The sequence below is a fragment of the Exiguobacterium sp. K1 genome, from assembly GCF_033721435.1.
Taxonomy (GTDB): domain Bacteria; phylum Bacillota; class Bacilli; order Exiguobacteriales; family Exiguobacteriaceae; genus Exiguobacterium_A; species Exiguobacterium_A artemiae.
Genome location: NZ_JAOTIT010000001.1, coordinates 822094 through 848025, shown reverse-complemented (window position 1 = coordinate 848025; position 25932 = coordinate 822094). Strand labels below are relative to the sequence as shown.

The 25932-nt window shown below is 49.2% G+C and carries 30 protein-coding genes; 13 read left to right on the top strand and 17 right to left on the bottom strand.

The window, feature by feature from the left end:
* Window positions 1–3 precede the first annotated feature (3 nt).
* Window positions 4–1224 (top strand): cation:proton antiporter, encoded by a 1221-nt coding sequence (locus N7U64_RS04350; RefSeq protein ID WP_131972773.1) that lies wholly within the window; start codon window positions 4–6, stop codon window positions 1222–1224.
* Between the two features lie 51 nt (window positions 1225–1275).
* On the opposite strand, the gene N7U64_RS04345 is transcribed toward N7U64_RS04350, so the two are convergent.
* On the bottom strand, window positions 1276–1800 hold the full coding sequence (locus N7U64_RS04345) for a dihydrofolate reductase family protein (RefSeq protein ID WP_318928643.1): 525 nt from the start codon (window positions 1798–1800) through the stop codon (window positions 1276–1278).
* Between the two features lie 86 nt (window positions 1801–1886).
* Between N7U64_RS04345 and N7U64_RS04340 the strand changes: the two genes are divergently transcribed.
* Both N7U64_RS04340 and N7U64_RS04335 read left to right on the top strand, forming a co-directional pair.
* Window positions 1887–2774, top strand: coding sequence for a helix-turn-helix transcriptional regulator (locus N7U64_RS04340; protein WP_318928642.1), 888 nt, complete (start codon window positions 1887–1889; stop codon window positions 2772–2774).
* Between the two features lie 82 nt (window positions 2775–2856).
* Complete coding sequence (locus N7U64_RS04335; protein WP_318928641.1) at window positions 2857–4869, top strand: Na+/H+ antiporter; 2013 nt, start codon at window positions 2857–2859, stop codon at window positions 4867–4869.
* Between the two features lie 44 nt (window positions 4870–4913).
* On the opposite strand, the gene N7U64_RS04330 is transcribed toward N7U64_RS04335, so the two are convergent.
* The gene (locus N7U64_RS04330; protein ID WP_318928640.1) at window positions 4914–6329 is read right to left on the bottom strand and encodes an NAD-dependent succinate-semialdehyde dehydrogenase; all 1416 of its coding nucleotides are present in this window, start codon (window positions 6327–6329) and stop codon (window positions 4914–4916) included.
* 190 nt (window positions 6330–6519) lie between these two features.
* Between N7U64_RS04330 and N7U64_RS04325 the strand changes: the two genes are divergently transcribed.
* From N7U64_RS04325 to N7U64_RS04315, 3 genes are all read left to right on the top strand, one after another.
* A complete protein-coding gene (locus tag N7U64_RS04325; protein WP_318928639.1) occupies window positions 6520–7764 on the top strand; it encodes a polysaccharide deacetylase family protein in 1245 nt (414 codons plus the stop codon).
* Between the two features lie 153 nt (window positions 7765–7917).
* Window positions 7918–8904, top strand: coding sequence for a hypothetical protein (locus tag N7U64_RS04320; RefSeq protein ID WP_318928638.1), 987 nt, complete (start codon window positions 7918–7920; stop codon window positions 8902–8904).
* A 24-nt stretch (window positions 8905–8928) separates the two neighbouring features.
* Complete coding sequence (locus N7U64_RS04315) at window positions 8929–9918, top strand: hypothetical protein (protein ID WP_318928637.1); 990 nt, start codon at window positions 8929–8931, stop codon at window positions 9916–9918.
* Between the two features lie 28 nt (window positions 9919–9946).
* On the opposite strand, the gene N7U64_RS04310 is transcribed toward N7U64_RS04315, so the two are convergent.
* The 3 genes from N7U64_RS04310 to N7U64_RS04300 all read right to left on the bottom strand — a co-directional run bounded on the left by N7U64_RS04310 (window position 9947) and on the right by N7U64_RS04300 (window position 13091).
* A complete protein-coding gene (locus N7U64_RS04310; RefSeq protein ID WP_318928636.1) occupies window positions 9947–10798 on the bottom strand; it encodes an aminoglycoside phosphotransferase family protein in 852 nt (283 codons plus the stop codon).
* 628 nt (window positions 10799–11426) lie between these two features.
* Entirely contained in the window at window positions 11427–12239 is an 813-nt protein-coding gene (locus N7U64_RS04305) for an SDR family NAD(P)-dependent oxidoreductase (RefSeq protein ID WP_318928635.1), read from the bottom strand.
* An 84-nt stretch (window positions 12240–12323) separates the two neighbouring features.
* Window positions 12324–13091, bottom strand: a complete 768-nt coding sequence (locus N7U64_RS04300) for an SDR family NAD(P)-dependent oxidoreductase (protein ID WP_012370352.1) — start codon at window positions 13089–13091, stop codon at window positions 12324–12326.
* Between the two features lie 120 nt (window positions 13092–13211).
* Between N7U64_RS04300 and N7U64_RS04295 the strand changes: the two genes are divergently transcribed.
* The gene (locus N7U64_RS04295) at window positions 13212–13844 is read left to right on the top strand and encodes a hypothetical protein (RefSeq protein ID WP_318928634.1); all 633 of its coding nucleotides are present in this window, start codon (window positions 13212–13214) and stop codon (window positions 13842–13844) included.
* Here N7U64_RS04295 and N7U64_RS04290 read toward each other — a convergent pair.
* The gene (locus N7U64_RS04290) at window positions 13826–14692 is read right to left on the bottom strand and encodes a LysR family transcriptional regulator (protein WP_318928633.1); all 867 of its coding nucleotides are present in this window, start codon (window positions 14690–14692) and stop codon (window positions 13826–13828) included. The genes N7U64_RS04295 and N7U64_RS04290 overlap by 19 nt on opposite strands.
* Before the next feature lie 143 nt (window positions 14693–14835).
* Here N7U64_RS04290 and N7U64_RS04285 point away from each other — a divergent pair, with 143 nt between their 5' ends.
* From N7U64_RS04285 to N7U64_RS04270, 4 genes are all read left to right on the top strand, one after another.
* Window positions 14836–15174 carry an ArsR/SmtB family transcription factor gene (locus N7U64_RS04285; RefSeq protein ID WP_012370355.1) on the top strand — a complete coding sequence of 113 codons (339 nt, stop codon included), beginning with the start codon at window positions 14836–14838 and terminating at the stop codon, window positions 15172–15174.
* 6 nt (window positions 15175–15180) lie between these two features.
* Window positions 15181–15696: an SRPBCC family protein gene (locus tag N7U64_RS04280; protein ID WP_318928632.1), complete on the top strand. Its 516-nt coding sequence runs from the start codon at window positions 15181–15183 to the stop codon at window positions 15694–15696.
* A 170-nt stretch (window positions 15697–15866) separates the two neighbouring features.
* On the top strand, window positions 15867–17159 hold the full coding sequence (locus N7U64_RS04275; RefSeq protein ID WP_012370356.1) for a globin-coupled sensor protein: 1293 nt from the start codon (window positions 15867–15869) through the stop codon (window positions 17157–17159).
* Between the two features lie 13 nt (window positions 17160–17172).
* Window positions 17173–17613 (top strand): DUF4362 domain-containing protein, encoded by a 441-nt coding sequence (locus N7U64_RS04270; RefSeq protein WP_318928631.1) that lies wholly within the window; start codon window positions 17173–17175, stop codon window positions 17611–17613.
* A gap of 25 nt (window positions 17614–17638) precedes the next feature.
* On the opposite strand, the gene N7U64_RS04265 is transcribed toward N7U64_RS04270, so the two are convergent.
* From N7U64_RS04265 to N7U64_RS04250, 4 genes are all read right to left on the bottom strand, one after another.
* On the bottom strand, window positions 17639–18292 hold the full coding sequence (locus N7U64_RS04265) for a homing endonuclease associated repeat-containing protein (RefSeq protein ID WP_318928630.1): 654 nt from the start codon (window positions 18290–18292) through the stop codon (window positions 17639–17641).
* Between the two features lie 111 nt (window positions 18293–18403).
* Entirely contained in the window at window positions 18404–18775 is a 372-nt protein-coding gene (locus N7U64_RS04260) for a hypothetical protein (protein WP_318928629.1), read from the bottom strand.
* A 40-nt stretch (window positions 18776–18815) separates the two neighbouring features.
* Window positions 18816–19703, bottom strand: a complete 888-nt coding sequence (locus N7U64_RS04255) for an NAD-dependent epimerase/dehydratase family protein (protein WP_318928628.1) — start codon at window positions 19701–19703, stop codon at window positions 18816–18818.
* Between the two features lie 21 nt (window positions 19704–19724).
* A complete protein-coding gene (locus N7U64_RS04250) occupies window positions 19725–20018 on the bottom strand; it encodes a hypothetical protein (RefSeq protein ID WP_012370361.1) in 294 nt (97 codons plus the stop codon).
* 151 nt (window positions 20019–20169) lie between these two features.
* On the opposite strand from N7U64_RS04250, the gene N7U64_RS04245 reads away from it, so the two are divergent.
* The gene (locus N7U64_RS04245) at window positions 20170–20817 is read left to right on the top strand and encodes a hypothetical protein (protein WP_318928627.1); all 648 of its coding nucleotides are present in this window, start codon (window positions 20170–20172) and stop codon (window positions 20815–20817) included.
* 43 nt (window positions 20818–20860) lie between these two features.
* Here the strand turns inward: N7U64_RS04245 and N7U64_RS04240 are convergent, their stop codons facing one another.
* A complete protein-coding gene (locus N7U64_RS04240) occupies window positions 20861–21349 on the bottom strand; it encodes a hypothetical protein (RefSeq protein ID WP_318928626.1) in 489 nt (162 codons plus the stop codon).
* Window positions 21346–22572, bottom strand: a complete 1227-nt coding sequence (locus N7U64_RS04235; RefSeq protein ID WP_318928625.1) for an MFS transporter — start codon at window positions 22570–22572, stop codon at window positions 21346–21348. The genes N7U64_RS04240 and N7U64_RS04235 overlap by 4 nt, the downstream gene beginning before the upstream one ends.
* A gap of 115 nt (window positions 22573–22687) precedes the next feature.
* On the opposite strand from N7U64_RS04235, the gene N7U64_RS04230 reads away from it, so the two are divergent.
* Window positions 22688–23212 (top strand): GNAT family N-acetyltransferase, encoded by a 525-nt coding sequence (locus tag N7U64_RS04230; RefSeq protein WP_318928624.1) that lies wholly within the window; start codon window positions 22688–22690, stop codon window positions 23210–23212.
* Window positions 23213–23599: 387 nt separating this feature from the next.
* Here the strand turns inward: N7U64_RS04230 and N7U64_RS04225 are convergent, their stop codons facing one another.
* The 5 genes from N7U64_RS04225 to N7U64_RS04205 form a co-directional block, all read right to left on the bottom strand.
* Window positions 23600–23761: a hypothetical protein gene (locus N7U64_RS04225; RefSeq protein ID WP_214764819.1), complete on the bottom strand. Its 162-nt coding sequence runs from the start codon at window positions 23759–23761 to the stop codon at window positions 23600–23602.
* Between the two features lie 17 nt (window positions 23762–23778).
* Window positions 23779–24474, bottom strand: a complete 696-nt coding sequence (locus N7U64_RS04220; protein WP_318928623.1) for a DUF3169 family protein — start codon at window positions 24472–24474, stop codon at window positions 23779–23781.
* Window positions 24471–24677 (bottom strand): helix-turn-helix transcriptional regulator, encoded by a 207-nt coding sequence (locus tag N7U64_RS04215; RefSeq protein WP_131504147.1) that lies wholly within the window; start codon window positions 24675–24677, stop codon window positions 24471–24473. Before N7U64_RS04215 ends, N7U64_RS04220 begins: the two co-directional genes overlap by 4 nt.
* A 215-nt stretch (window positions 24678–24892) precedes the next feature.
* Window positions 24893–25276: a hypothetical protein gene (locus N7U64_RS04210; protein ID WP_214764817.1), complete on the bottom strand. Its 384-nt coding sequence runs from the start codon at window positions 25274–25276 to the stop codon at window positions 24893–24895.
* Window positions 25277–25356: 80 nt separating this feature from the next.
* A complete protein-coding gene (locus N7U64_RS04205; protein WP_318928622.1) occupies window positions 25357–25926 on the bottom strand; it encodes a hypothetical protein in 570 nt (189 codons plus the stop codon).
* Window positions 25927–25932: the final 6 nt, after the last annotated feature.

The following is a 25932-nucleotide window of genomic DNA, read 5'->3' as shown; positions in this document are numbered from 1 at the left end:
TAGATGGATCATTTAATATTTGAAGTCGGTACCGCGCTTATCTTAGTGGCGATCGCAGCTTTGCTTGCGAACAAATTGAATTTTTCGATCATTCCGTTTTTAATCATCCTTGGAATGATCGTCGGACCGCACGCTCCGACAATCGGGATACTAGACTTCAAGTTCATTGAAAGTGCTGAGTTTATCAGCTTCCTCGGACGCATCGGTGTCCTGTTCCTCCTGTTTTATCTGGGACTGGAGTTCTCAATCGGGAAATTAATCCGGTCGGGTAAATCGATCGTTACGAGTGGAACAATTTATTTATCGATTAACTTCACCGGTGGATTATTGTACGGATTCATCGCCGGCTTCCCGTTATATGAAGTGCTGATCATCGCCGGAATCATCACGATTTCGTCGAGCGCAATCGTTGCGAAAGTCCTCGTCGATCTGCGACGGACCGGGAATACGGAAACCGAGTTAATTCTCGGGATCATCATGTTCGAAGACATTTTCCTCGCCGTCTACCTGTCCGTCTTATCGGGACTCCTGCTTGGCGACGGAACGACGTTACTGTCTTCGGTCACATCGATTTTAATCGCTCTCGGTTACATGCTGCTGTTCTTCATCATAGCTCGGAAGGCAACACCGCTCCTCAACCGGATGCTGAAGATTGCGTCGGATGAAGTCTTCATCATCGTCGTCTTTGCCGCCCTGTTCTTCGTCGCCGGGTTCTCGGAAACGATTCATGTCGCGGAAGCCATCGGGGCCTTACTGCTCGGACTCGTCTTTTCGGAAACGGATCAAGGCGAACGGATCGAACACCTCGTCGTGCCGTTCCGTGATTTCTTCGGTGCCATCTTCTTCTTCAGCTTCGGACTGAGCATCGATCCGACGATGTTGCTTGACGCCGTCTGGCTTGCCCTCGGTGCCGTCGTCATCACGATTGTCGGAAACTATGTCGCCGGCATGATTGCCGGACGCCGGGCCGGACTGTCGCACAAAGCGTCCTCGAATATCGGGCTGACAATCGTCTCGCGCGGTGAGTTTTCAATCATCGTCGCGAACCTCGGCATCGCCGGCGGTTTGATGGAGATCCTGTCCCCGTTCTCGGCACTCTATGTCCTGATTCTCGCGATTCTCGGACCGCTGATGACAAAGGAATCAAGACGGATTTTCAACTTTATGAACGGAATATTCAAGTGGACGGAACCAAAACCGAAAAAAACGAAACCAAAATCCTGATTCGAAAATACGCTGACCGGCTTCAAGCCCGGTCAGCGTATTTTTGAGGTGTCATCCTTTTAAGACGTCATACGTGGCCATGATGAACTGTCCGGACGGACGGCAACCGGTCAGATGGAACCGGGTTTCGAGCGTTCCTTCCGGAAACAGCGGGATGCCGCTGCCGAGGACGACAGGGGCAATCGCCAGTTCCATCTGATTAATTCGTTTCAACCGTAACGCTTCCTGAATCAGTTCGCCGCCGCCAATCAGCCAAATCTTGCCGTCAACCGTCGGACCAATCCGGTCAAGCAAGACATCGAGCGGCTCATTCGTAAACGTGGCATGGTCCGACTGTTTGTCCGGTTGCCGGGTCAGGACATAGTTGTCGATGGCGGAGTAAGGGTAGTCGTTACTGAGAATCATTACTTCGTCAAACGTTTTCCGCCCCATGATGACGGCACCGACGTCCTGCATGAACGTCGCGTAGCCGTTATCACCGTCTCCTTCAACAGCGAACAACCAATCGAGTGAATCGTCCAAACGGGCGATTTTACCGTCTAAGCTGCAGGCGATATATAAAACGGTTTGTGTCATCTTTTTTTCCTCCTTTGGTTCGTTCTGTTTTTAGTCTACGGTATAATCATGACAAAAGATGTCATAATTAAAGGAGGTTTTTTATCATGAAAACCCGACAGCTGAAACTGATGCGTCTGTTGAACCGGCAACAACTGCTGACGGCGCGGGAACTGGCGGAAGCATGCGGCGTTTCCTTACGGACGATCCAGCGCGATTTGTTGGAGCTCGAAGCAAACGGCTATCCGTTTTACAGCGAACGCGGACCGGCTGGCGGCTACCGGGTCTTACCAAACCGTCTGTTGCCGCCGCTTGCTTTGCGGGAACAGGAAGCCATCACACTGTTTTTGATGCTCGACTGGGTCGGCCAGGTGCCGGATTTGCCGTTCGGTACGTTACGCGGCAATCTCGCCGAGTGGTATTTGCACGAACTGCCGGCGGATCTCGAACTGAAGCTCGACCGGCTCAAAGGACGCGTCCGTTTTGCCAAACCGGATACACCGGCGTCTCCGTTGACGCGCGACTTGTTGCGGCTGATGGAAACGGAAGTGCAGGGTGAGCTGATTTACCGGACGACAAGCGGCCGCCGGACGATTCGGATTGATCCGATTGGTCTGACGTTTGAACGGAGCCGCTGGTATATGCTCGCGCAGACAGACCGCGGATTACGACAGTACCGGGTCGACCGGATGGAGCAGGTGACCGAGACGACGGTTCCGTCACAGCGAATGACGTTTGAGGAGGCGGAGCAGCTCGGGCAGGCGGGAGAACAGGTGACGGTCCGTCTCGAGTTGACGCCGCTCGGCGAACGGTTACTTGAAGGGGTTTTGCCGCTGAATGCGTTGCGGACGTGGTTCGTGCCGGTTGCCGAACTGCCGTTTCTCGGACGACAGTTATTCGGATTGGGGCGGGAAGTGCGGGTTCTCGAACCGTTGCTCCTGCGTCAAGAGATCCAGGAGCAGGCCCGGGCGGTCATCGCCTTATATGAGGACTGACAAGGGGTTCTGTTCCTAAGTCAGTGAGAAACTATGTTACGATATAACCAGAGAAACAGTGAAAGTATGGAAGGGGTTTTCTATGGAAACGTTATCACTTATTTTGTTAATGCTTGCCTTAATCATCTTGACTCAAGTCCTTGGACACTACATCCGCTTCATTCCGACCGCGTTGATTCAAATCCTCGTCGGAACGATTGCCGCGCTGCTGATCAGCGGGCTGAAGATTGAAGTCGAATCGGAATGGTTCCTGTTATTATTCATCGCTCCATTGCTTTATAACGACAGTTCACATTTTCCGCGTGATGAACTGTGGAAGATGCGTGCCGCCATTTTCGGTAATGCCATCGTCCTCGTCCTGTTGACGACGGTCATCGGCGGTTACTTCATCAACTGGCTTGTACCGGTCATTCCGGTCGCGGCCGCCTTTGCGCTCGCGGCCATCCTGTCACCGACTGATCCGATTGCCGTCAACGGGATCGCGAAACGCGTTCAGATTCCGGAACAGATCTTAAATCTTGTCCGCGGTGAGTCGTTGATCAATGACGCCTCGGGACTGGTTGCCTTCAGTTATGCGGTCGCCGCCGTCGTCACCGGTTACTTCTCGATCCAGCAGGCGACGACGGAATTCGTCTACATGTTCGTCGTCGGAGCCGTCGTCGGTCTTACGATCAGCATCGCGATGAACTGGCTGAAGATGAAATTACGCCGGACGGGGATTGAAGATGTCGTCTTTTATGCGTTACTGCAAATCCTGACACCGTTCATCATCTTTTTCGTCGCGGAAGAAATTCTGCATGCATCCGGCGTCATCGCCGTCGTCACAGGCGGAATCCTGCACGCGTTGATTAAAGAGCGGACCGAAACGTTTTTCGCTCAGGAACAGACATTGACGGACAACATCTGGACGATGATTGCCTACATCTTAAACGGGATCATCTTCCTGTTGCTCGGTCTGACGTTGCCGGAAGCGACACGCGAAATCTTTGCTGACGACGCCATCAATAACTGGCGGCTGATGCTCTACGTCATTGAAATCGGCAGTGTCATTCTATTGATCCGTTTGATTTGGACGATATTCTTCAACTGGTTCGACCATCGCTTCCTGAAAAAGGCCGATCATCAAAAGCCGGCATTCAAACAGGACATCATCACGACACTGGTCGGGGTCCGCGGTACGATTACGATGGTCGGGGTCCTGTCTCTGCCGTTTCTGACGGAATCAGGCGAAGCGTTCCCGGAACGGTCATTGATTATTTTCCTCGCGGCCGGTGTCATCATCTTTACGCTGGTGCTTGCAACGATTCTTCTGCCGTTACTTAACCGCGGCGAGGCGGATGTCCAACCGGAACTCGATTTGAATTCGTACAAACAGCGGATGGTCAAACGGGCGATCACGGAAATCAAACAGGTCGTCCAGGAAGAAAACTCGACCGTCGCCTTTGACTTGTTAAATGAATATCACGTCATGCTGCGTCTGCTACGGGCACAGGAGAAAAGTGAGGAAGAATTGACGCACTTCAACCAACAGTTGAAAAAACTGCGGCTCGAGGCGGTCCAGTGGGAACGTGATTTTACAAAGCAGTTCCTGCAGGAGCATAAAACACCGGATCAGCTGAAAAAAGAAGTCTTCCGGTCAATCGATAACCGGCGCGAAGCCATCGACAAGGAAGCCCGTTTTCGTCTGATGCAACCGATCCGGAAAATCCTCTGGAAACGGAAACGGTCGAACATGTCGTCCGAGCAGTTGATTTACTTGACGCAGGTCGAGCATGAGCTGTACGAACAGGTCATGACAGAGGTCATCACCCGGCTTGAAGGATGCCGCGGCGACTATCCGGCAGATGTCGTACAAAGTGTACTTGAATTTTACAAACGGTTACGCTTTAAACACACGCGCTGGTCGTCACCGGTCGGCGGAAAAGCCGACGTCGATCAGCAAAAAGAAGAACTCTGTCTGCGGGCAATCGAAGTCCAGCGCCAGGAAATCGCTTCGATGTCAAAAGAAGGCGATTTGTCGGGCGAGGAAGAAAAAGAATTGCGCCGCTTCATTCATTATATTGAGAGTGTCGTTCTTTATGAGTACGTCGAGTAAACGAAAAAACAGCCCTTGTCCAGTGGACAGGGGCTGCTTTGTGATTAACCGAGTGACAAGTATTTGACTTCGAGATAATCTTCGATACCGTAGACGCCGCCTTCACGGCCGAGTCCACTTTCTTTATAACCGCCGAAGGGTGCTTGCGCAGCGGATGGTGCACCGTCATTGAGACCGACGATTCCGTACTCGAGTTTTTTACCGAGCAGGAGAGCTTCGTCGATTTTTTCCGAGAACGCATAGGCCGCAAGACCGTATGGTGTGTTGTTCGCGCGTTCGATGACTTCGTCAAGCGTATCGAAGACCGAAATCGGTGCGAGTGGACCAAATGTTTCTTCCTGCATGCAGATCATGTCTTCCGTGACATTACCGAGGACGGTCGGTTCGACGAAATAGCCGACAGAGTCGTCAATTGTGCCGCCTGTTAAAATCGTTGCACCTTTGGCGACGGCATCGTCGATATGTGCTTTAATTTTGGCGACAGCCTTCGCATTGATCAACGGTCCAATCGTCGAATCCGCATCGAGTCCGTTACCGACTTTCAGACGATTGACTTCGGCGACGAATTTTTCAGTGAAAGCATCAAGGACCGATGCCTGGACATAAAAGCGGTTTGTTGCGACACAGGCTTGTCCGCCGTTGCGGAATTTCGAGCGAATGGCGCCTTGAACGGCTTTATCGAGATCGGCATTTTCCGTGACGATGAACGGCGCGTGACCACCGAGTTCAAGCGACAGTTTTTTCATTGTATCTGCTGCTTGACGCATGATCAATTTACCGACGGCTGTTGAGCCCGTGAACGTGATTTTCCGGACGCGGGAATCGGCTTGCCAGACACCGCTGATCGTTGCCGCGTCACCCGTCAGAACGTTGATTGCACCAGCCGGAATACCAGCTTCGATTGCCAGTTCGACAAGACGGAGTGCCGTATACGGTGTTTCTTCTGACGGTTTGAGAACAACAGTACAGCCGGCAGCGAGGGCCGGAGCGAGTTTCCGTGTGATCATCGCCGCCGGGAAGTTCCACGGTGTAATCGCTGCGACGACACCCACCGGTTCTTTTTCGACGAAGAGCCGTTTTCCGGGAACGGATGCCGGAATCGTTTCGCCGTAAATCCGGCGCGCTTCTTCCGCGTACCAGCGGACATATTGATTTCCGTAATCGATTTCGCCGCGTGCTTCGACGAATGGTTTCCCTTGTTCGAGCGTCATGATTTCCGCGAGTTCATCACGATGTTGTTGAATCAGGCGGTACCAGGCGTCGATTTTATCGGCACGGTCGTCCGCCGTCCGCTGTGACCAGTCGACGAAAGCTGAACTTGCCGCCTGGACGGCACGTGCTGCATCTTCTGCCGTGCTGCTCGGGACGTGTCCGAGCAATTCTTTTGTTGCCGGGTTGAAGACCGGAATCGTTTCCTCTGTGTCATACCATACTCCATTGATTACATTTTGTTCTATCATGTGTTGCACCTCCGTGTGTTTTTATTACGTCCCTTATTAAACACCCATCCGGCCGGTTTGTGTACTTCCGCTTTGGATGGGGGGCATAACGAACTGGAATACCCCCGGGAAAACCGTTAAGTAACTGAATAATCGGGAATATAAAGAATAATGACAGAAAACCTCAGATCGAAGAAGGGATGGGATGAATATGAACAGGAAGTGGATCGGAGTCACGCTTGCCGGAATTGTGTTGGTCAGTGGATGTAATCAACAGTCGGCCGTATCGGCAACGAAAGCAAAACAGACCGAGCGACAGGCGACAGACACGGATTACATACGGCAGGAGTTAAAGCGAGCTGATTTCATTGCCGCTCAGTATGATTACGCCCGGGCGATCCGGATTGTCGACCGGTTAAAAACGACGGAAGCCAAACAAAAGCGGAAGGAATACGAGGCGAAACAGGCGGATCTCAGTATGATTAAAGCCGGCACGTCCGTCCCGCACCTGTTTTTCCACTCCTTGATCGCCGAACCGAAACGCGCCTTTGACGGGGACCGGAAACAGCAGGGCTACGATGATTATATGGTGACGCAAGGGGAGTTCGAACGGATGTTGACCGCTCTGTATCAGCGGAACTATGTCCTCGTCCGACCGACTGATCTTGCGGCGTGGAAAGACGGACGGATGACGGAAAAGGGGCTCCCTTTTCCAAAGGGAAAAAAGCCGCTTGTCCTGTCGCAGGATGATGTCAACTACTATGAATATATGACGGGAGACGGTTTTGCGACGACGTTGAAAGTGAAAAACGGACGGATCACCAATTCTATGACCGGAAAACCGGACGGTGCGTATGATCTCGTGCCGATCGTGGATGCGTTCGTCAACCGCCATCCGGACTTCTCTTACCACGGCGCAAAAGGATTGCTTGGTATCACCGGCTACAACGGTGTCCTCGGGTACCGGTCGTCGTATGCGCAGTACGGTTCATCGACTAAAGTCGAGCAGGCGCGTCAACAGGCGAAAGCGACGGCGACCGCTCTGAAGAAGGACGGATGGCAGTTTGCCAGCCATACGTATGGTCACATCGCGATCGGGAAAGTCAGTCTGGCGACGATTCAGGCGGATACGGCCCGCTACAACCGTGATGTCGCACCACTGATTGGGTCGACCCGCCAGTTAATCTATCCGTTCGGCAGTGATATTCAGAATTGGCATGGGTATACGGGGGACAAATACCGCTACTTGACGCAGCAAGGGTTCCATTATTTTTATAACGTCGATGCATCGCAGCATGCCTGGAAACAGTTAGGCAAAGACTATTACCGTCAGGCCCGGATCAATGTCGACGGGATCCGGCTCCACCAGGCACTGGCGAAAAAAACAAAGGTCTTGGACCCGTTCTTCGATTCGAAAGCCGTCTTTGATCCGATGCGGCCGGTCGTCAAAAAATAATTTTATTAATGAAAAACGAATTGACCCATTTAATGATTCACGACTTCCTAAGTGACATTAAATGGGTATTATTTATATAGAGGAGAAAGGGGACGTCGCGATGTGACGGTTGCTGGAACCTCAATACAGTTTGCGTAGAGAGGGTTAAGAGACATGTCCATCAGAAATAAATTAGTGATTAGTTTCATGGTTGCCGGCAGTACATTTGCTTTCAGTGAAGCAGCATCTGCTCAGGCGGACAGCTTCAAAATCGCTTCGACGAGCTACAGTCAACCGTTGACGCAAGTCGAAAGTATAATCGGCGGGAAAAAAGTCGAGACGGTTCGTTACAAGCTCGGCAGTGTTGACCGTCTGCATGACGGCTTGCTATACAGTTCCTACGGTGACCAGGTGATTAATCTGAAAAACAGCAAGACGACACTTAAAAAAGTCGCCGACTCGCCACTGCGGATTACGAAGTATAAAAATGCCTACTATGTCTTAACTATATCTGCACTCAATGAATTTTCACTGACAAAATATTCGTCTGATTTCAAAAAAATCGGCCAGACGAAACGAGTTGATGGTCATGGGCGGGACATGATCGTAACCGGAGATAAAGTGTATGTCCTCGCCAATAACATGGAGACAGAAACGAATTCGGTTGAAATACATACGTTTGATACTAAACACTTTACGTCTCTCCATCTTGAGAAAATCAAGCCGATGATTTTTGCTTTTCATTTCCGGCATGCCGGTAACGAGTTGAAAATTTACGGCAATAAAACTGAAGCAGGGGAAGAGCTGTCGATTGCGTCGTATGACTTGAAAAAGCAACAGGGTAAAATCGTTTTGACGTCCAAGCAACCCGTCATGTGGGTCAACGAAACAAAGGCCTTGTCACCGACAAAAGATTTAGTCTTCAATATGTATTCCATGCTCGAAGTCGATCAAAAGACGAAACAGGTCCGGGTTCTGTACAGCAGTAAACAGGCACTGATTGACTATGCGTACGACAGCAAAACAAAAATGTATCACGTGCTCGAAGGAAATTATGAAACAAGTAACTACCGGGTCAAGACGCTGAACAGCCACTTTAAACCGGTTGACGATTATAAGTTTCAGTCAATCGGCCGTTTGATGCCGTTTCAGGTATTGTGACAAATTCAGGAAGGGGTCTAACTTATGCAAAAAGCCTATAAGCTGCTGATGGCAGCAACAGTTGTCAGTATGACTGTTGGATTTAATCACGCTGTAGCGGCGCAAAAAGATACGTATCAAGTCGTTTCAACAAGTTACGAACAGCCGCTCACGACATTCGAGACTTATATCGGCAATAAAAAGATCGAAACGGTGCGCTATGCGCTGAAAGGCGCTGATCGTCTGCATGACGGACTGTTGTACAGCTCGTATCATAACCGTGTCATCAACTTGAAAAATAGTAAGACGACCATCAAGCAGATTGAGCCGGCACCGATGCGAATCAAGAAGTATAAAAATGCCTATTACATGATGAGTTTATCGGCAATCAATCAATTTTCACTGACGAAATATACATTGGATTTCAAGAAAATCGGTGCGACGAAACGTTATAGCGGCTTCGGAAAAGATTTGATCGTGACCGGTGACAAATTATATGTGCTGGCAGAGCATATGAAAGGAACCGATGACTCGATCAAACTCCATACCTTTGATACAACATCATTGAATCCTCTCCAGCAGGAAACAATCAAAGAATTAATCTATGCCGATTACATTCGCCTGGCCGGTTCACAACTGAAGATTTACGGTACCTCACCTAAGAACGATAATAAATTAACGATTCTGTCTTATGATACAAAAAAGCAACGCAGCACGAAAACGATGACTTCGAACCAGTATGTAAAAGGTGGAGTAGAGAAAACACAGATGCTCTCACGGGAAACCGAACTGATTTTCAATATGGACTGTTTCTTTGAAATCAATCATCGGACGAAACAAGCCCGTCTTTTGTATAACAATGATCATGATTTGATCGACTACGCGTACGACAGCAAAACGAAAACCTATCATGTCCTTGAGTTAGTTACGCAAACAGGCAAGTACCAGGTCAAGACGCTGAACAGCCACTTTAAATCAATTGCTACATATCGTTTAAAATCATCCGACAGCGTCAGTCCGTTCCGCGTATTATGAAAAACAAGTCCTGTGACTTGTTTTTTTGTTAGGTTAACAGACCGACCAGTCGCTCGCCCCGAAGACGGTATGTCTGCAAATGAAGCTGAAACTGATCATAACCGACCGGATTGTTTTCTGCATCGAACGCAAGCTGTTTCGTCCGTTCGACGAAATGAAGATTCATGCAGCCCGAGAGCCAGAGCAACGAAGCCAGTCGCGGATCCTCTTTCGGTACGAGGACGGTCGGCGAATTATAGTGGGTCAGTAAACTTTTGGCTAAACGGCCGGACACGTCATGCGAGTCAATCCCTTCCGTCCGGGCATACCATTTGATCAACCAGGCCAAATCCTGCACACGGTCGGTTGCACCGATGTGTTCGTGATCAACGATTCCAACGATGTGTTGATCAGAATCCCATAAGACGTTGAGCGAATTCAAGTCAGTCGAGATGACCGGTTGAAGTGAAGAAGATTTTGGGAGTCTTGCGGTGTCGAGATGTTGTTGTGCCAAAGTCAGGTACTCCTGAAATGAATTTTGGACCGGTTCCGGCATTCGAGAAGCCGAGAGCCGTTGTAAATCGCCGAGCCAACGCTGATAGGTAACCGTATGATCAATAAACGGAAACTGAATTTCCTGTTCGTGCAGCGAAACATCATGTAACTGACGGGCTAACTGACCCATCCGAGCGGCTGTCTGTTCTGTATTCGCCGTCACGTGGTGTCCGTCGATCCAGTGGAACAGACAACATGTCCACTCCTGTCCGATTGAATCCATGATTGTCGTAAAAAGAGCCTCATCTGTTGGTTTCACGCGCTTCATGAAAGGAATGCCGTTTGCCCGCAGATAATCGGTATACCGCAACTGTTTTGTAAGTAGATCCGGTGTAGATTGGGACAAATCAGAATTGACATAACGCTTTTTTGGTAACAGACGAATCGAATAAGGTCGTTCATCGACCAGGATTTTGTAGTGTAAATCTCCGTGTTTGCCGTAGGTCGTTAAAGAGACGGGTTCGATTTCGAATGAGTGGAAATCGAGACCGTAACTTGTAAGAGCTTGTTAGATTAAGTCATGAGTGCTTGAATGAAGTATCTTCGTTTCCTCCTTGTGTGTTTCTTTTTCTGTTTAGACACGTATGTATACTATGAAAATCTGTTATAGAGAGGAGAAGGCATTATAAAAACGTTTTTGAAAATCAATGCAATAAGCATCATGTACGCGGTCGCCTTACTTATTCCGTTAGAAGCGTTTCTCAACGTCTATCGGTTAAACCGTACGACAGGAATCTCAAGTGACTTATGAAGGGGATGCACCAGGGCCGATTGTCGGCTTTATTTTAATCGGCTCACTCCTGATCTATCCGTTTTTCTTGTTGATTACAAGCTCAATCGTTAAAAGTGTAAGCGAATCAAATAAATCGCATATAAAAGGAGCAAACCTCTGATGATGAAGCTAATTTGGATTTTAGCGATTACCGCCTATCCGGTTATTATGGCCATTCAAATATCAAAGCGGAAAGCGTAAGTTACGTTATAAACGTCGCCGGTTGCGTTCCGTCCTGATCCGTAAAGCCGTAGTCACGTGCGAGATCCGACACGAACAAAGCTTGCCCGGTCCGTTGCAGAATGTCCGGATCCTGTGCAAGGGCGACAACAGCCCGTCCGACATAAGCAGTTGTTTCAGTCGCATCACTGCTGAAGCCTGCGTCGATGACCCGTTCCGTCCGCATGAAGCCGGGACAGAGCGCAATCGAAGCGACGCGAGACGTTCGAAGTTCCTGACCCATCACAAATGTCATCCGGTTGATTGACTGCATCGCTAAGTCATAATACAAATTGCCGGCGGCTTGATCCGGCGTGAACGACGTCAAATTGACGATCAATGCTGCTGGACTTTGCTGAAGCAACGGAACAGCCGCCCTCGTCGTCAGCAAATAGGCTTTCGGGCCGGCGACCATCATCGCGTCCCAGTGTTCCGGGGGACGTTCCCAAAATCGTTTGCCTTGCCCCGCAGGAAGGGAAGCTTCCGAACCACCGAACACACTGTTGACGAGCAGGTCGATCCGCCCGTGCTGGTCTTGAATCTGTTGGAACAAGCAAGTTATCTCGTCTGGATCGGTATGGTCACAACGGACCGGAATACCGAAACCACCGCGAGCCGTGACACCGGCGGCCGTCTGTTCAATCGTTTCCGGACGACCGTCGGTGGAGCTTTCCTGCTTACTGCGACCCGTCACGTAGACGGTTGCTCCGGATCGTCCCAGTTCGTAAGCGATTCCGCGACCGGCGCCGCGGGATGCGCCGGTAACGACAGCAATCGTATCTCTTAATGAATCCATCTGGTTTTCCCACCTCACTTTAAAAATAGGACACGACAGAAAAAGGGACTTTCGATTAAAATCGGAAGTCCTTTTCGTCTCACGTTAAAATCCTTTAATCGTCATCCCGCCGTCAACGAACAGCGTCTGTCCGGTGACGTACGTTCCGGCGTCCGACGCAAGGAACACAGCCGGTCCAACGAGTTCCGTCAGTTCACCGACCCGGCCGAGCGGTGTCACGTCAACGATGTCCTGCAAATAAGCGGGATCGGCGAGCAACGGTTCCGTCAGCGGTGTCTTGAAATACCACGGTCCGATCGCATTGACGCGGATATTTTTCGGACCCCATTCAAGCGCGAGGACTTTTGTCATCTGAATCAAGGCGGCTTTCGTCGTCGCATAAACGACACCGGTCCGTAAGGCGACATGTCCCGCAACAGAAGCAATGTTCAGGATACTGCCGCCCGTGTCCTGCATCCGGCGACCGATTTCCTGTGAGAATAGGAAGGCAGACTTTAAGTTCGTCTGCTGGATTGTTTCCCACTCGTCCTCGGTGACATCCAGTGCTTTCGAGCGGATGTTCATTCCGGCGTTGTTGACGAGCACATCGATCCGGTCGACATATGTATAGGCACGGTCGACTGTCGCCTGGACCTGCGTCCGGTCGGTGACGTCGCACGTCAAAACAAAGGCCCGTCGTCCAAGCTGTTCGATTTGTTTTGCGGTTTCCTGTAAATCGGATTCCGTCCGGGCGACCAGTAAGACATCCGCGCCAGCTTCCGCCATTCCGATCGCCAGGGCACGGCCGATGCCGCGACCGGCACCGGTCACAAGAACGGTTTTCTGATCCAGTTGAAACGAAGGTAAGTACATATGATCACATCCTATTCTGACAGTGTAATTTTACTGTACGCTCAAATTGACTGAAAAGAAAGAAAAATGCTGATGGACTGATAACGATATGTTATTATTTGGTAAAAAAGGAGGGGCGACATGAAACGGAAGCTCGGACTGATGATTCTATCCGTTTTGGTAATGGCCGCATCGCTGGTTGCTTTTGAACGTTATGTCTACACGACTTATATTTATAAACCGGCAGATTATACCTTCCATTACAAAATTAAGCCGCGCAAAGCAATGAAGGGGCCGAAATTTGGAGCAAAACCGTTCCCGAAAGGTCCAATGATCAAAGGTGCCTCCTTGTTCTTGCCGGATATGCTGCTGCCGGTCGGAGCACTGGTCACAGCCTTCTTATCTGTGTTTGTGTTCCGCCGGTTACTCGGATACCGTCGGCGTAAACAGTTGCATGAACCGACGGAAGAGGGGGATTCGCAAATCTTACGTCCGAAGATAGCACCGCTTGACTGGCCTCCGGAGCGACAACGACAGCAAACGGACTCCGTTTCCGAAGTCCGTCAATTGATTGCTTCCTTTGACCGGCAGCTGCCGGACGGATCAAAACGCCGACCGGAAGAAACGGTTAAGGACTGGCTCGACCGGATTAAGTTGACGATTGATCCGACGCTCTATCATATGGTCCGTTACGGCGAAATCGACGATCAGATGCTCGACCGTTCCGAGATCGATGCTTTGCGGAACCGACTGGATCAACGGTTGCGGGGATGACCAATCAAACGGAGTAACGTCTGATGGTGTTCCGTACTACGTGTCACAAGCGATAGTTCGCGTGTGACATCAAACCCTGTGATCGGCAACGTCCGGATTTCCGGCGGCAGTCCGTCCTGAAAAATCGCCGGTAAAATCGCGATCCCGAGTTTTGCCCGGATGAAGCCAAGGACGCTTGAACCAAATTCCATTTCCGAGGCGACGGTATAGGTCGCCCCGCGTTCCGCAAACGCGGCTTTCAGGATATTCGTCGAGTCACAGTCAATCGGCAAAGACAGGAACGACGAGGCTTCGATTTGATCGAACCGGACATCGACACAGCCTTCGAACCGTTCATCGGCTTCATGGAAGTACAGTAAAAACGGTTCCGTATACAGATGCGTCGACGGATACGGATGCTCGATTTGCCGATCGTCGAGCAATACGGCATCGTACTGATGCTGCTCCAAACCGGCCATCAGTTCGATGTACGTATGGGCCGTCTTGATCTTCAGTTCCGGACCACCCACTGTTGGATGGTTGGCGAAGTGTTGCGGCAGGTAAGACATGGCGACACTCGGCCATGAACCGATTGTAAACGACGTCTGTCCCTGCAACTGATCAATTTTTCGTTGCATGTCATCGAGCTGTTCGAGAATTTTTTGTCCGTCTTTGAAGACGATTTCTCCTGCCGGCGTCAATGAGACGCCGCTCGTCGTCCGTGTGAACAGGGGAGCGCCGACCGCCTGTTCGAGATTTTTGATTTGTTTGCTAAGCGCCGGTTGCGTCATATGCAAAAGTTCGCTCGCTTTCGTCAGGCTGGATGTTTCCGCCGTGACGTGAAAGGCTTCGAGCCATTCGGTTTTCATCAGACTTCACTCTCTCTTTACATGCGTGTGCTTTGACGATACTGTACGTTCGTTTCATCTGACAACTGTTTCGCTCAATTTTATATATTCTTTGTTTGGAATATTCCTTTAAGGGTATATATAAATAAGAAGAGGTGGAAATTATGTCAGAGAGGCTTGCACGTACGTTATTTGCATTATCCGATACCAATCGCCTGAACATCGTCGAACTGTTAAAGACAGGTCCGTTGCCGGTCGGTGAGATTGCCGCACAGTTAGGTCTTAACCAACCGCAGACATCAAAACACCTAAAGGTTTTGCTCGAAGCAGATCTCGTTCGCATCGAACCGGCCGCGAACCGCCGGATTTATCATTTGCGAACAGAGCCGTTCCAAGGTCTCACTGCGTGGAGCCAATCGTTTGAACAGCAGATGGTCAGCCGGATGACACGACTTGAAGGATATTTGGAACAGATACAGGACACAGTCAACCTAAAGGAGTGAATGAAGATGCAGGAAAAATTAAAAACGAAAGTCGACGGTTCCATTTTACAGATGGAATGGACGTTCAACGCTCCACGTGAGCTGGTATTTGCCGCATTTACGGAAAAAGAGCATCTCGAAGCCTGGTGGGGACCGGAAGGCTGGCAAACGGAAATCACGACCTTTGATTTCGTCGAAGGCGGCATTTGGCATTACTGTATGCGCTGCAAGGATCCCGCGCAAGGGGAATTCTACGGAATGGAGTCGTGGGGAAAAGCGATCTTCCGACAAATTGATGCTCCGCAAAGTTACGCCCACGCCGATTATTTTTCGGATGCTTCCGGAACAATTTCCGAAGAATTGCCGGGCAGTGAAAACGTGACGACGTTCGAAGCCGTCGGTGACCGGACCCGGGTAGTGTTCCGGTCGGACTTTAAGACCGAGGAAGCGGTAAAACAAGTCCTTGAGATGGGGATGAAAGAAGGGTTTACGTCACAACTGCATCGTCTCGATCAATGGCTTCTTCAACGAACCGTATCCTAAAAGATCTGACAATCCGTCACGGACGGATTGTTTTTTCGAATATTCGGTCATATCTGTAACTCTTTTGGAAAAAAGGTCTTCCATATTGGGAATTCAAAGGAAAATGCTTCATCTTTGGCAGTATGGAGCCGTTATACAAGATGAGATGATTGAAAAAGGGGATCGATAGTGTGAAATGGTGGGCAAAACAACAAGAGATGACGTTTTCAGAACGGATGCAACAAGAACAGGTACATGTTCGCTTAGAAGCGGGGTCAGCATTTGCGCAACAACTCCAGCTGATTGATTTGACGGTCGAGGATTTACAAATCGTTCGTTTGATCCGTCACGATGTCGCGGAGTGGATGCCGCAGATGGTTGATGCGTTTTATGCGGAGTTGGTCCGGGTGCCGGAGCTGAAACAACTGATTGAACGGCATTCGACGCTTGAACGGTTAAAAGGAACGCTCGCCAAGCATATCCTCCAAATGTTTGACGGACAGGTCACACCGGACTACATCAACGTCCGAAAACGGATCGCCGACCGGCATGTCCGGATCGGCCTGCAAAACAAGTGGTACATCGCCGCGTTCCAAAAGGTATTAAACGTCTTGAGCCGGCAAATCGAGGACAGTACGTTACCGGAGTCGGAACAGGTCCGGATTGTCCGCTCCGCCGGGAAACTGTTTAATCTCGAACAACAGATCGTTTTGACGATGTATGAGGAGATGGTCGATGCCGAGCGGCAGACTGTGACGGATGCGAAACAGCGTGTCGGACAGACCGTTCAAAAGTCGACAGAGGAACTGGCCGCGATGAGTCAACAATCGTCCGCCAGTTTTCAGGAAATGGAGCGACATGCCCAACAGGTTTCGTTGACGACGGGAACGATTGCGACGCAATTAAGCCAAGCCGCGAAAGAAGCAGAGGATGGCGTCGATTTGGTCGAGGCGGAAACGAAACGGTTCGAGCACGTCGTCAACGAGATGACGCAGACGACGGAACAGATGACGCAACTTGCTTTTTTATCGCAAGAAATCGAACGAATTGCCGGAATGGTGACGGCGATTTCCGATCAGACGAACCTGTTGAGTCTCAACGCCTCGATCGAGGCCGCACGGGCCGGCGAGATGGGACGTGGCTTTACCGTCGTCGCCCAGGAAATCCGGAAACTGGCGGAAGAAAGTAAACGTTCCGCGTCAGAAGCATCAAGCATCGCGCAGGAAATCACCTCGAAAATGGGACAAGTCTCACGGCGGATGAACGGAACAGAACAATCGGTCGTGCAAACGACGGAGGAGCTGGCGCGCGTCGTCACCGCCTTTACGACGATTTCCCGCCAAACGGTCGATGTCTCGAAACAGATCATTACGCTGTCGCAGGATACGGAACAGGTTGCCGGAACGATTGAAGGGATGCGCCATATCGCGGAATCGATTGCCGAGACGGCTGACGATTTACAAACCGTTGCGACGACACTCTGAAGGAGGGATGGGGATGAGAAAACGAATCTATCTGTTGTTTGGAGTTGGAATTCTGATGCTTGCCGGTTGTGCAAATAACGATTACCCGTCAGAGGAAGCCATTAAAAACGGCGATATCGTCACGACACCGGAACGGGCGAACGTTGACCAGTTTGAAACGTTTTTACAGCGGGTGGAGGCGAATAAAAAAGACACAATTCGGATCACGAACTATACGACGGAAGGAGATGCAATTCTGGAAGACATCACCTACGACGGAAAACAGTTCGTCTATTCACTGGATTCATCGCGCGACGAATACGGTTCCCAGGCCGACGACCGGGAAAAAGAAGTCTGTCGAAACATGCAGAAGAAAGCTGAAAACGAAGGATATGTCTTTACATTGACCGATTGTCAGGAAGGTCAGGATCATATTGTTTTTACTGCACGTCCAGGTGAATTATCTGACAGATGACAAAAGGTTGATCCTCAGACGGGGATCAACCTTTTGTGTCCAGTGTCTCCTCGAGCAGTCTCAGGGCTTCCCGCCAGCTGGAAAAGCGTTCAATCAATAACGTTAAGGAAGGAGCTTGATGTGTCCGGGAGTACCGGACATATTCCTGGCTCGTGATAGTCGGACCAATCGCGTCATAGGCTTCGCGTAAGGCATTTAAGCAGTCTTCATTTGAGTAGAGGCCGCTTGACGATAACTGAAAATGAGCCAACGCCTGTTTCCAGGTACCGTGATGGCGGATAATGGTATTCGCACTCATCATTTGCGGATAATTGGCCCTCAGTTCGGAATAGGACCGGATGGTCATCCGGGAGCCGCATGTTTTGACATAAAAGGCGATGCTGTCATCAACACTCCAGCGGTCACTGTTTGCCGAATCGGTTTTCGAGCGGTCGAGCACCGCCCGTTTTTCAGTCGATAGTTCGGAAGTCCGGATGATTCCCGCCTGTTCGAGCAAACGAGTCCAGGAGCCGAATCGCCGTTCGATTTCCGTCAGAGACGGATACGGTAAATAGCGGGCTAACTTTTGATAGTGGGCAGCTTTCATCGGAGCTATGTGCAATTGGTGCAATCCTTGGATCAAGCGGATGATTTTTTCATTGGTCGTAATAGAAGTGGATGTAGGCGTGGTTTCTTTCATAGGAAGTCTCCCTTAGCGGATGGCTGTTCATAATGCCGCTAGTGTACCATCTAGCCTTAAGAGATTTAACTAACAAAATCGTAAGGTTCGGACTGATGTCCTGAAACGGGTTCAGCCCTCTGTAATCGCTTTATACCGATACGCGACAGTCCCCTGAAACACATACAGTTCACCCGTCGAGTTTTTTGACTGGTACAACTTGGTTCCTTTCGGCCAGTCAGTTGCTGTCCGGTCGGCAAGCGCTTCTTTTCCGGACAGCTGTTTTTGGACGGTAGTAATGGCAACCAGATCTTTTTTCGCGATAGTCATGTCTTTGCCGCTCCGTTTATAAACACGATCTTGGACTCGAATCAAATCCGCTGATTGATCCTGGCGGGCTTCCTTCGCAATGATGTCGGTCGTTGAGATCGTTTCGGTTTCCCGCGCACAGCCGGCAGTCAGACAAATGCTGCTCAGCAGGATGAAAATCAACTGTTTTTTCATTTCAGTCCTCCGTTTCGTTAGTCAGGCAGAAGAAGCTCTTTTATTTGGCGTTCGGTTGCAGTGAGAACAACTGGAGCAACCGCTCTATTGTCTCGTCAAACGATCGAACCGGTTCGTAACCGAGTGTCTTGATTTTGTCTGTTGCATAGGTCGGACGTTCCGCGACACGATCAGGGATTTGATACGGTTTGCCGGAGGCTTCAACCATCCGCATCCGGAAGTCCGTTTCCGGAATGTTGGTATCGACGGCGTGAAACACATCACCTGGTTTTCCACGTGTCAGGACGAGGAAAACCATCTCGGCAATGTTATCGGCATGGACCCAGTTGACGAGATCGTCCGGGTGGACCCAGGTCACGCAATCCGCTTCCTGCATCCGTCTGACTTGCCGGTCGCCCCAGTGGGAATCCTGTTCGGCGCAAATGGCACCGGGGCGGAGAATCCGGACGTCCAAGCCGCGGGCGGCGTAATCGTTTAGAATCTGTTCCGACCGGATTTTTGTTTGGATATAGGGTGCCGGATGTTCAACCGCGAGCGGCGACGACTCCGCCAAATGACCATCTGCCGGTTCCCCGTAAACGGATGTCGTCGAGATGTGAAGGACACGTGCTCCGGTATTTAACGCGACCGTTGCTAAATGAATGACACCTTCAACATTCGACTGGCGGGCAAGATTTTCATCATCACCGAGATAGGCGGCGCAATGGACGACCCAGTCAATCTGATCCATCGCTTTTTCAAGTGACGTTTGATTGGTCAAATCACCAAAAACCGGCGTGATCCCGAGTGATTCGAATTCGTTGAACCGCTCCGCCTGTCGTATCAATCCCCGGACTTCAAGCGCCTCTGACAATAATCGTTTTGCGATGCGCAGTCCAAGCGTCCCGGTGACACCGGTGACGAGAATCCGTTTTCCGGACAGTTCCATCTGTTCAACCTTCTTTCTAAATTATTTCACCCGCTCAATCGTTGCGACGAGCGGTTTTTTACCGTTCCGGTATGCAAAGCGGATAATATCCCCCTTTTGGAGAACGGATAATTGATTCGTCCGCCCGTCAATTGTTGTCTCGCCGTCCAGTGTGACTTCGGTCAAGGCATACTGTTCCTCCGGATTTTGGTCGTCCGGACCGAGCGAAAGCTGATTGCCGTTCAGTTCTTCGATCACGTATGCCTGATCGGAACAACCGGATAAAATGCCTACTATGAATAGACTCAACAGCATCAGCCAAATGATTCGGCGCATGTCTCCACCACGCTTTCAATTAGTAGAATTCAGAGATCAATCGGTTATGTTCATTGTAGGGATAGGAAACGAAATGCGAAAGTGCAATATGGATGAATTTAGTCAATTTAATAAAAAGAATGGTAATATTAAGAAAAAAAGGAGGAGTGTCATGAATGCTTTTGCTAAAAAAGTACTGAGCCTTTTCGGCGTCATGGTCGTGATGTCCGGTCTGGTGGTTTTCCTGTATGTCCAGTCGATGGAACCGGACGAACCGGAAGCCGACCGTGTGGGGCGCGAGACAAAATCATACATCGCAAAGTATTTTAAACAGGCAGAACTGCAAGGTGTCTTTTATGATGCCGCGGGGAAATACTCTGAGTTTGATTATGCCGTACAATTACAGGAGCCAAAAACCAATACGGAATTTTTCGTCTACATCGATCAGCAGACAAAGCAGGTCACGGATACGTACTTGTCTGAGAAGTGGTCACAGGAACTGACGGAACAGATTCGTCCGCTTGTTGAAAACATCTTCGGTAAAGGGACGGTGTACAGGGCCGTCTATTATCAGGACGATGTCCAACAGTTGAAATTGGATCCGACATCGTCAAGCAAATATCAAAAAGCAAAAATCCCGCCATTCATTACGATTACACTGCAACAGGACCGGTTACCGACGGAAGAAAAAAATCTGATGCGGCTGGCAACGGCTATAAAGAAAAAGAAGTTACTCCGGCACGGAAATCTGACCACGGAATACATAAATGTAAATGGTGTTCTGCGGGAAGAGGAAATCGGATTTAATACGTACTTTTAATAAAAGAGCGGACGACCTGGAGTGTCAGGTCGTCCGCTCTTGTTCAGTTTCCAGCTACCAGGCTTTGAAGGTAAACGATTCCCATGAACAAAATCCAAACACCAATCGGAATTTCAAGACTCATCAAGGCTTGCGTCAGCCGGTACGAAGCTCGTTTGTTTTGTAAGTAACGATCTGTCACGAAAAAAAGGAGTGCTGCAGCTAAGCTGAGGATACCGGCGTAAGGATTAAATATCAGGAAAAAAACAGATCCGAATGCCAGATGCAATACACCCGATACAATGAATTCAGCTTTTTGATGTTTGGTGATCCGTCGGCTGATGACCTCACTGAGCAGTGACGTCATCCCGCCGTAAATCAGGATGAACGGAAAACTGTACATCAGGTAGAACGGGATGGTGATTATAACACTTGAAAGATACTGCCAAATCGAGTTGGCAGGAGCGCTCGTCGGATCCGGAACGAACAGACCGAACAAAATGGCAAAGATGGCGCCGGAGATCGAAGCCGAAATTACTTTCCGGTAAATCATACGATATGTCTCCCTTCTTGCTCCTGTACATGTTTCGCTTCCCGTACCGGAAACAACAGACCGACTCCGATAATCAGAGCACAACCGATAAAGATGGCCTGTAATCCGAGGGTCGCGACAAATGACATTGTTCCGAGAATGATTAAGTCGAACGCGGAATCGACGAGATTGAGCAGTGAGAGTGTCGTCGCCCGGCTGCCGGACGGGATGTGTTCGTTGATTATGCCGGAATAGAGCGGCTGGCGGATCGACCGGATCATTCGAAGGACAAAAAAGAGCACTAAGGCAATCCATAAACTGTCAAACAGGAAACTTGCCAGCGTAACGGCAAGCAGTGTCACGATTCCGGACAGTTGCATCAGCGTCGTTCGTTTAAACGGGAGGAGAAGCCACGCGAGATGACGAGTGATCAGCATGCTGAGTAGAGCGGCGCTTGCGTACAAAACACCGAGCCATGCAACTGGAAGTCCGGCTCCCGTCACATACGGTTGCTCAAACTTTCCGAAAATGACGACAGATGGAATCAACACAATCGTGAAGTTGAGAAAAACTTTAATCAGATCCGGTGATCGGCGGATGATCTGCCAACCATTTTTGACATGGGTATACGGGTTGTACCGGAACTGATCAAACGATTTAGGATTGATCAGACTGAAAATCAACAAGAATTCGATGATTTTAAAGAGAATTCCAATGAGGATCAGAAATTGGAACTGGCTTTCCGCTAAATCGCGGACGAGGTAGGCGCCGATCAGGCTGGTAAAAATCGTGACGAAAAACATGACAGACGAGATCTTCGCCATGACCTGACTCATCGTCTTTTCCTGTCCGCTTTCCTTTAATGATTCGTAAATCAGAGCATCGTCCGATCCGGAAAAGAAGGACGTGGATAGTCCCCAGAGCAGCCCCTGAATCGAAAACCACCAAAGGTCATCCGCAATCAGCGACAGACTGGTTGAGAAAATACTGATTAAGCTGCCGGTTAAAAACGACGTTTTTGGTCCGAAGCGGTCAGCAAAGGCCCCGGTCGGGATTTCCGATACTAATGTGGCGGCACAATACATGAAGAGAATGATTAAAATGTCAGATGCCGACAAGCCGCGCTGAAAATAAAATAGGGTGATGACCGGATCAAGGAGGTTGATCGTGCCGAACAAGGTGATGAAATAAAAGACACGGACATTATGGGTAGCCAGATTATGATGATTTCGTTTGATGAACATGGTATGTCCTAACTTGAACTGTAATGGAGACGCTTTGATAAAACGTATCGTATATGATTATAATGATAATATATGGAATTTGAAAGGGATAATTAGGAATTTTAGGAGGGGTGGTATGAAAATACAGCTGGAAGCCTGTACGGCACTGGACGCAGAAGCGTTATATGCATTTGAACTCGAGAACCGTCTGTATTTCGAACAGTCGATTCCTTCGCGAGGCGAAGACTATTACCTGCCTGAGATTTTTAAGCAACGGCATGCGTCACTCTTACAGGAACAGCGAGATGGCACTTCGTTCTTTTACCTGATCAAAGGTGAAGGCGGAGAAATTATGGGTCGGATCAATCTCGTCGATCGGGATGTAACTACGAAACTGGCAGAACTTGGGTACCGAATCGGACAAAATCATACGGGTAAGGGGATTGCCAAAGAGGCCGTCCGGTTGCTAATCAAACAATGTACGAAACTTGATATTGAGGAAATTCAAGCGGAGACGACGGACGGAAATATCGCTTCGCAAAAAGTCCTGACAGGTAACGGATTCCGACAGGAGAACACAGCAGTAGAAGTCGAACTGAACGGTCAACGGATGATGCTCATTCAGTTCAAACAGACGATGCTCGATGGACGTCAAAAATGACTCCGGTAGTTTTAACCGCGAGTCATTTTTTAGGATTATTATACGATTTTTTGAGAATCCTATGCGAAATCCAAAAATACAGAATCGCTGATGCGCCGCAAAGCATCAGGAAAGGCAGCAAGAACAACAGTTCACTGAACCGAACGGCTCCGTTATGATTTAGTAAAACAATAACCAGGGCGATTGTACTGCCTGACACACCATACAACAAAGGAACTGTCTTCCGGCGCTTAGGGAAGAATGAAACAAATCGTTTCTTCAGCCAATCAACGAGGATTCCTGAAATGAAGATGACGGGAAACGAATAGAACGTTTGAACTACCTCCACCTACGCTTTGGCCGAAGACGATTCATCTCCCACTTGCACTAGGGCTTCGCCCTGAACGTTTAGAAGGGGGAGTATTCTCGGCTGATTTTGATAAAGATGCCGCTCGCTGATGAATACATCGTATGGCTTGCCCGTTCCGACATTGGTGTAGAGGACCAGCAGGTTAAAACACCGGAAATCAAAACGGAGGTGAACATACCGGCAATAATGCTTCGAAGCATGCTGATTTCTCCTGTTCTTAACGATTACGAATCGTCAGATAATATTTTGCGTTACTGACCATCAAGATGGAGGTAATGACGAAAATGCTGAATAGCTGAGAGCTCGATGTCGACAGTGAGTAGAAGAGCAGCAAGATGATTCCAACAATCAGCATCATATTAACAAGAGAATGTGTTTTGTACAGTCCTTCGAGCATGACGTGTTTTTCCCCGTCATCCGATGCCGCGAGGAGTTTCATGGCATAATCCGTTTCACTGATGTCCGGAAGCTTCCGTTCCGGATACATGTGCTGGACCAGCGCCTGAAACCGGATCGAACCAATCAGTCCGACACCCATTACGACGAAGCCAGTCACGACCAATGAAAGCTGTTGATCGAGTACTAAATTCACACTGATCACTGCAAGACTAAGCGGAAGTACTAAATTTAAACTCAGTGTGCCGTCGCTGAACCAACGATACATCTGTTGATCGGCCAAATCTTCCGCGTCTCCTGTCAACGGTTGGTTGAGAAGGCGATGAATTTTCCGGTATCGAATGAACGATAATAGAAGTAATCCGATTAGAACAACAAGTAAAAATCCATTGACCCACAAGCTGTACTCCGAAAAGGCAATCCCTTCAAGCGGACTACTTAATACCCAGTACATCAAGAAAAATCCAATGGTACCGCCGACAATCATCCGTAAAACCAGGTTCAGACTTTTACTCACAGTAACTCCTCCTCGTTAAATTGAAAGATGTCCTCGATCGTTGTTTCAAAGACCCGGGCGATTTTAGCTGCAATCAGGAGCGACGGCATGAATTCTCCTCGCTCAATCAAACTGACAGTCTGTCGGGAAATGTTAGCACGTTTTGCCAGTTCAGTCTGATTCCATCCATGACGTGCGCGCAGTTCCTTCACTTTTGACTTCATATCCTTCACCTCACTTAAATTGTAAACGATGTTAGTCGTAATGACAATGATATTAGTCAAAATGATTATGAAAAATGTCATTATTTCGATGTTTATTTGCAATTAATCACAGGGTTAAAATAGGTTTTATTTATATGAAAAAATCCTTGAAGCAACAAATGAATCATCTGTTGCTTCAAGGATTTAGCGAAAACGCTTCGGTTCTGATTAAAGAGTTAGATACGCGTAGTAGAAAGTGCATTGCTTTTTCCGACTGCCGTCACCGTACTGAAGATGCTGATGACTGTTCCAATCACCGCAGTCAGCACAATCACAAGTGAGCCATCGGGTGTCATGAATCCCATGGGAATCAGTCCGATGAAGGACAAAGAAATGATTGATTGATAGGCCGCATTCATCACTTTCATGATAGTGTTCTCAAAAAACGACAGAAAAAGAGGTGGTAGGAATAATAAAACAACGATTGCGATTGAAAGGCTGAGAGCTTTGGGCTGGTCAAATGAAATGACGCTCTGACCGACGGCATACCGCGCGGCAAGCAGCAGGGTGGCAACAGCCAGTGTCATGGAAAGAAGAACAAACGATACTCTTTTAATCATGGACAACCCTCCTTAGATGTTCAGAGTACCACAAATGGTCTTTATATGTAAAATAATGGTTTTTAGATGTTACCTATTCTTCAACTGATTTCACCGTTCCGTCCGCAATGGAATTCAATCGTCGGAATATGCCCCGTGACGATTCCATCCTTCGTATAGTACCCGCCGAGACTGATTTCATACGTTTGGTTGGCATCGATACGCGTCGCGGTATAGCCTTTTTGAACCCATGTCCCTTTTGTCCGGGATTCGGACGTGACGGAAACCGTCTCCGAGCAGAGATGACGTCCGGCACTTTGACTGTAGACGGTTGTAATATCCGGCCGGACGTTGATGTCACTTGCTGACTCCTCTTTGACCGCCTGTTTCTCGTTTGATGTCAAAGCGATTTTGAAGGTACTCCGCTTCTTGGCGATTTTTCTGAATTCCTCGACCGGACGCCAGTCTTCATCCTGAAAGGAATAGATCGGGGCCAACTCCAGCTCACCGTCCGGATTGCTTTGATTGACGGATTCAATCACGATCTCATATTGCTGATACCATTCATTTTTTTGCTCCGTCGTCGGTCCGTTTGTCTCGGCGATCGCGTCCGGGGATAACGGAATCAGTAACGTAAGAGCCGTTAACGCCGTACATATAGTTTTCATCATCGACAT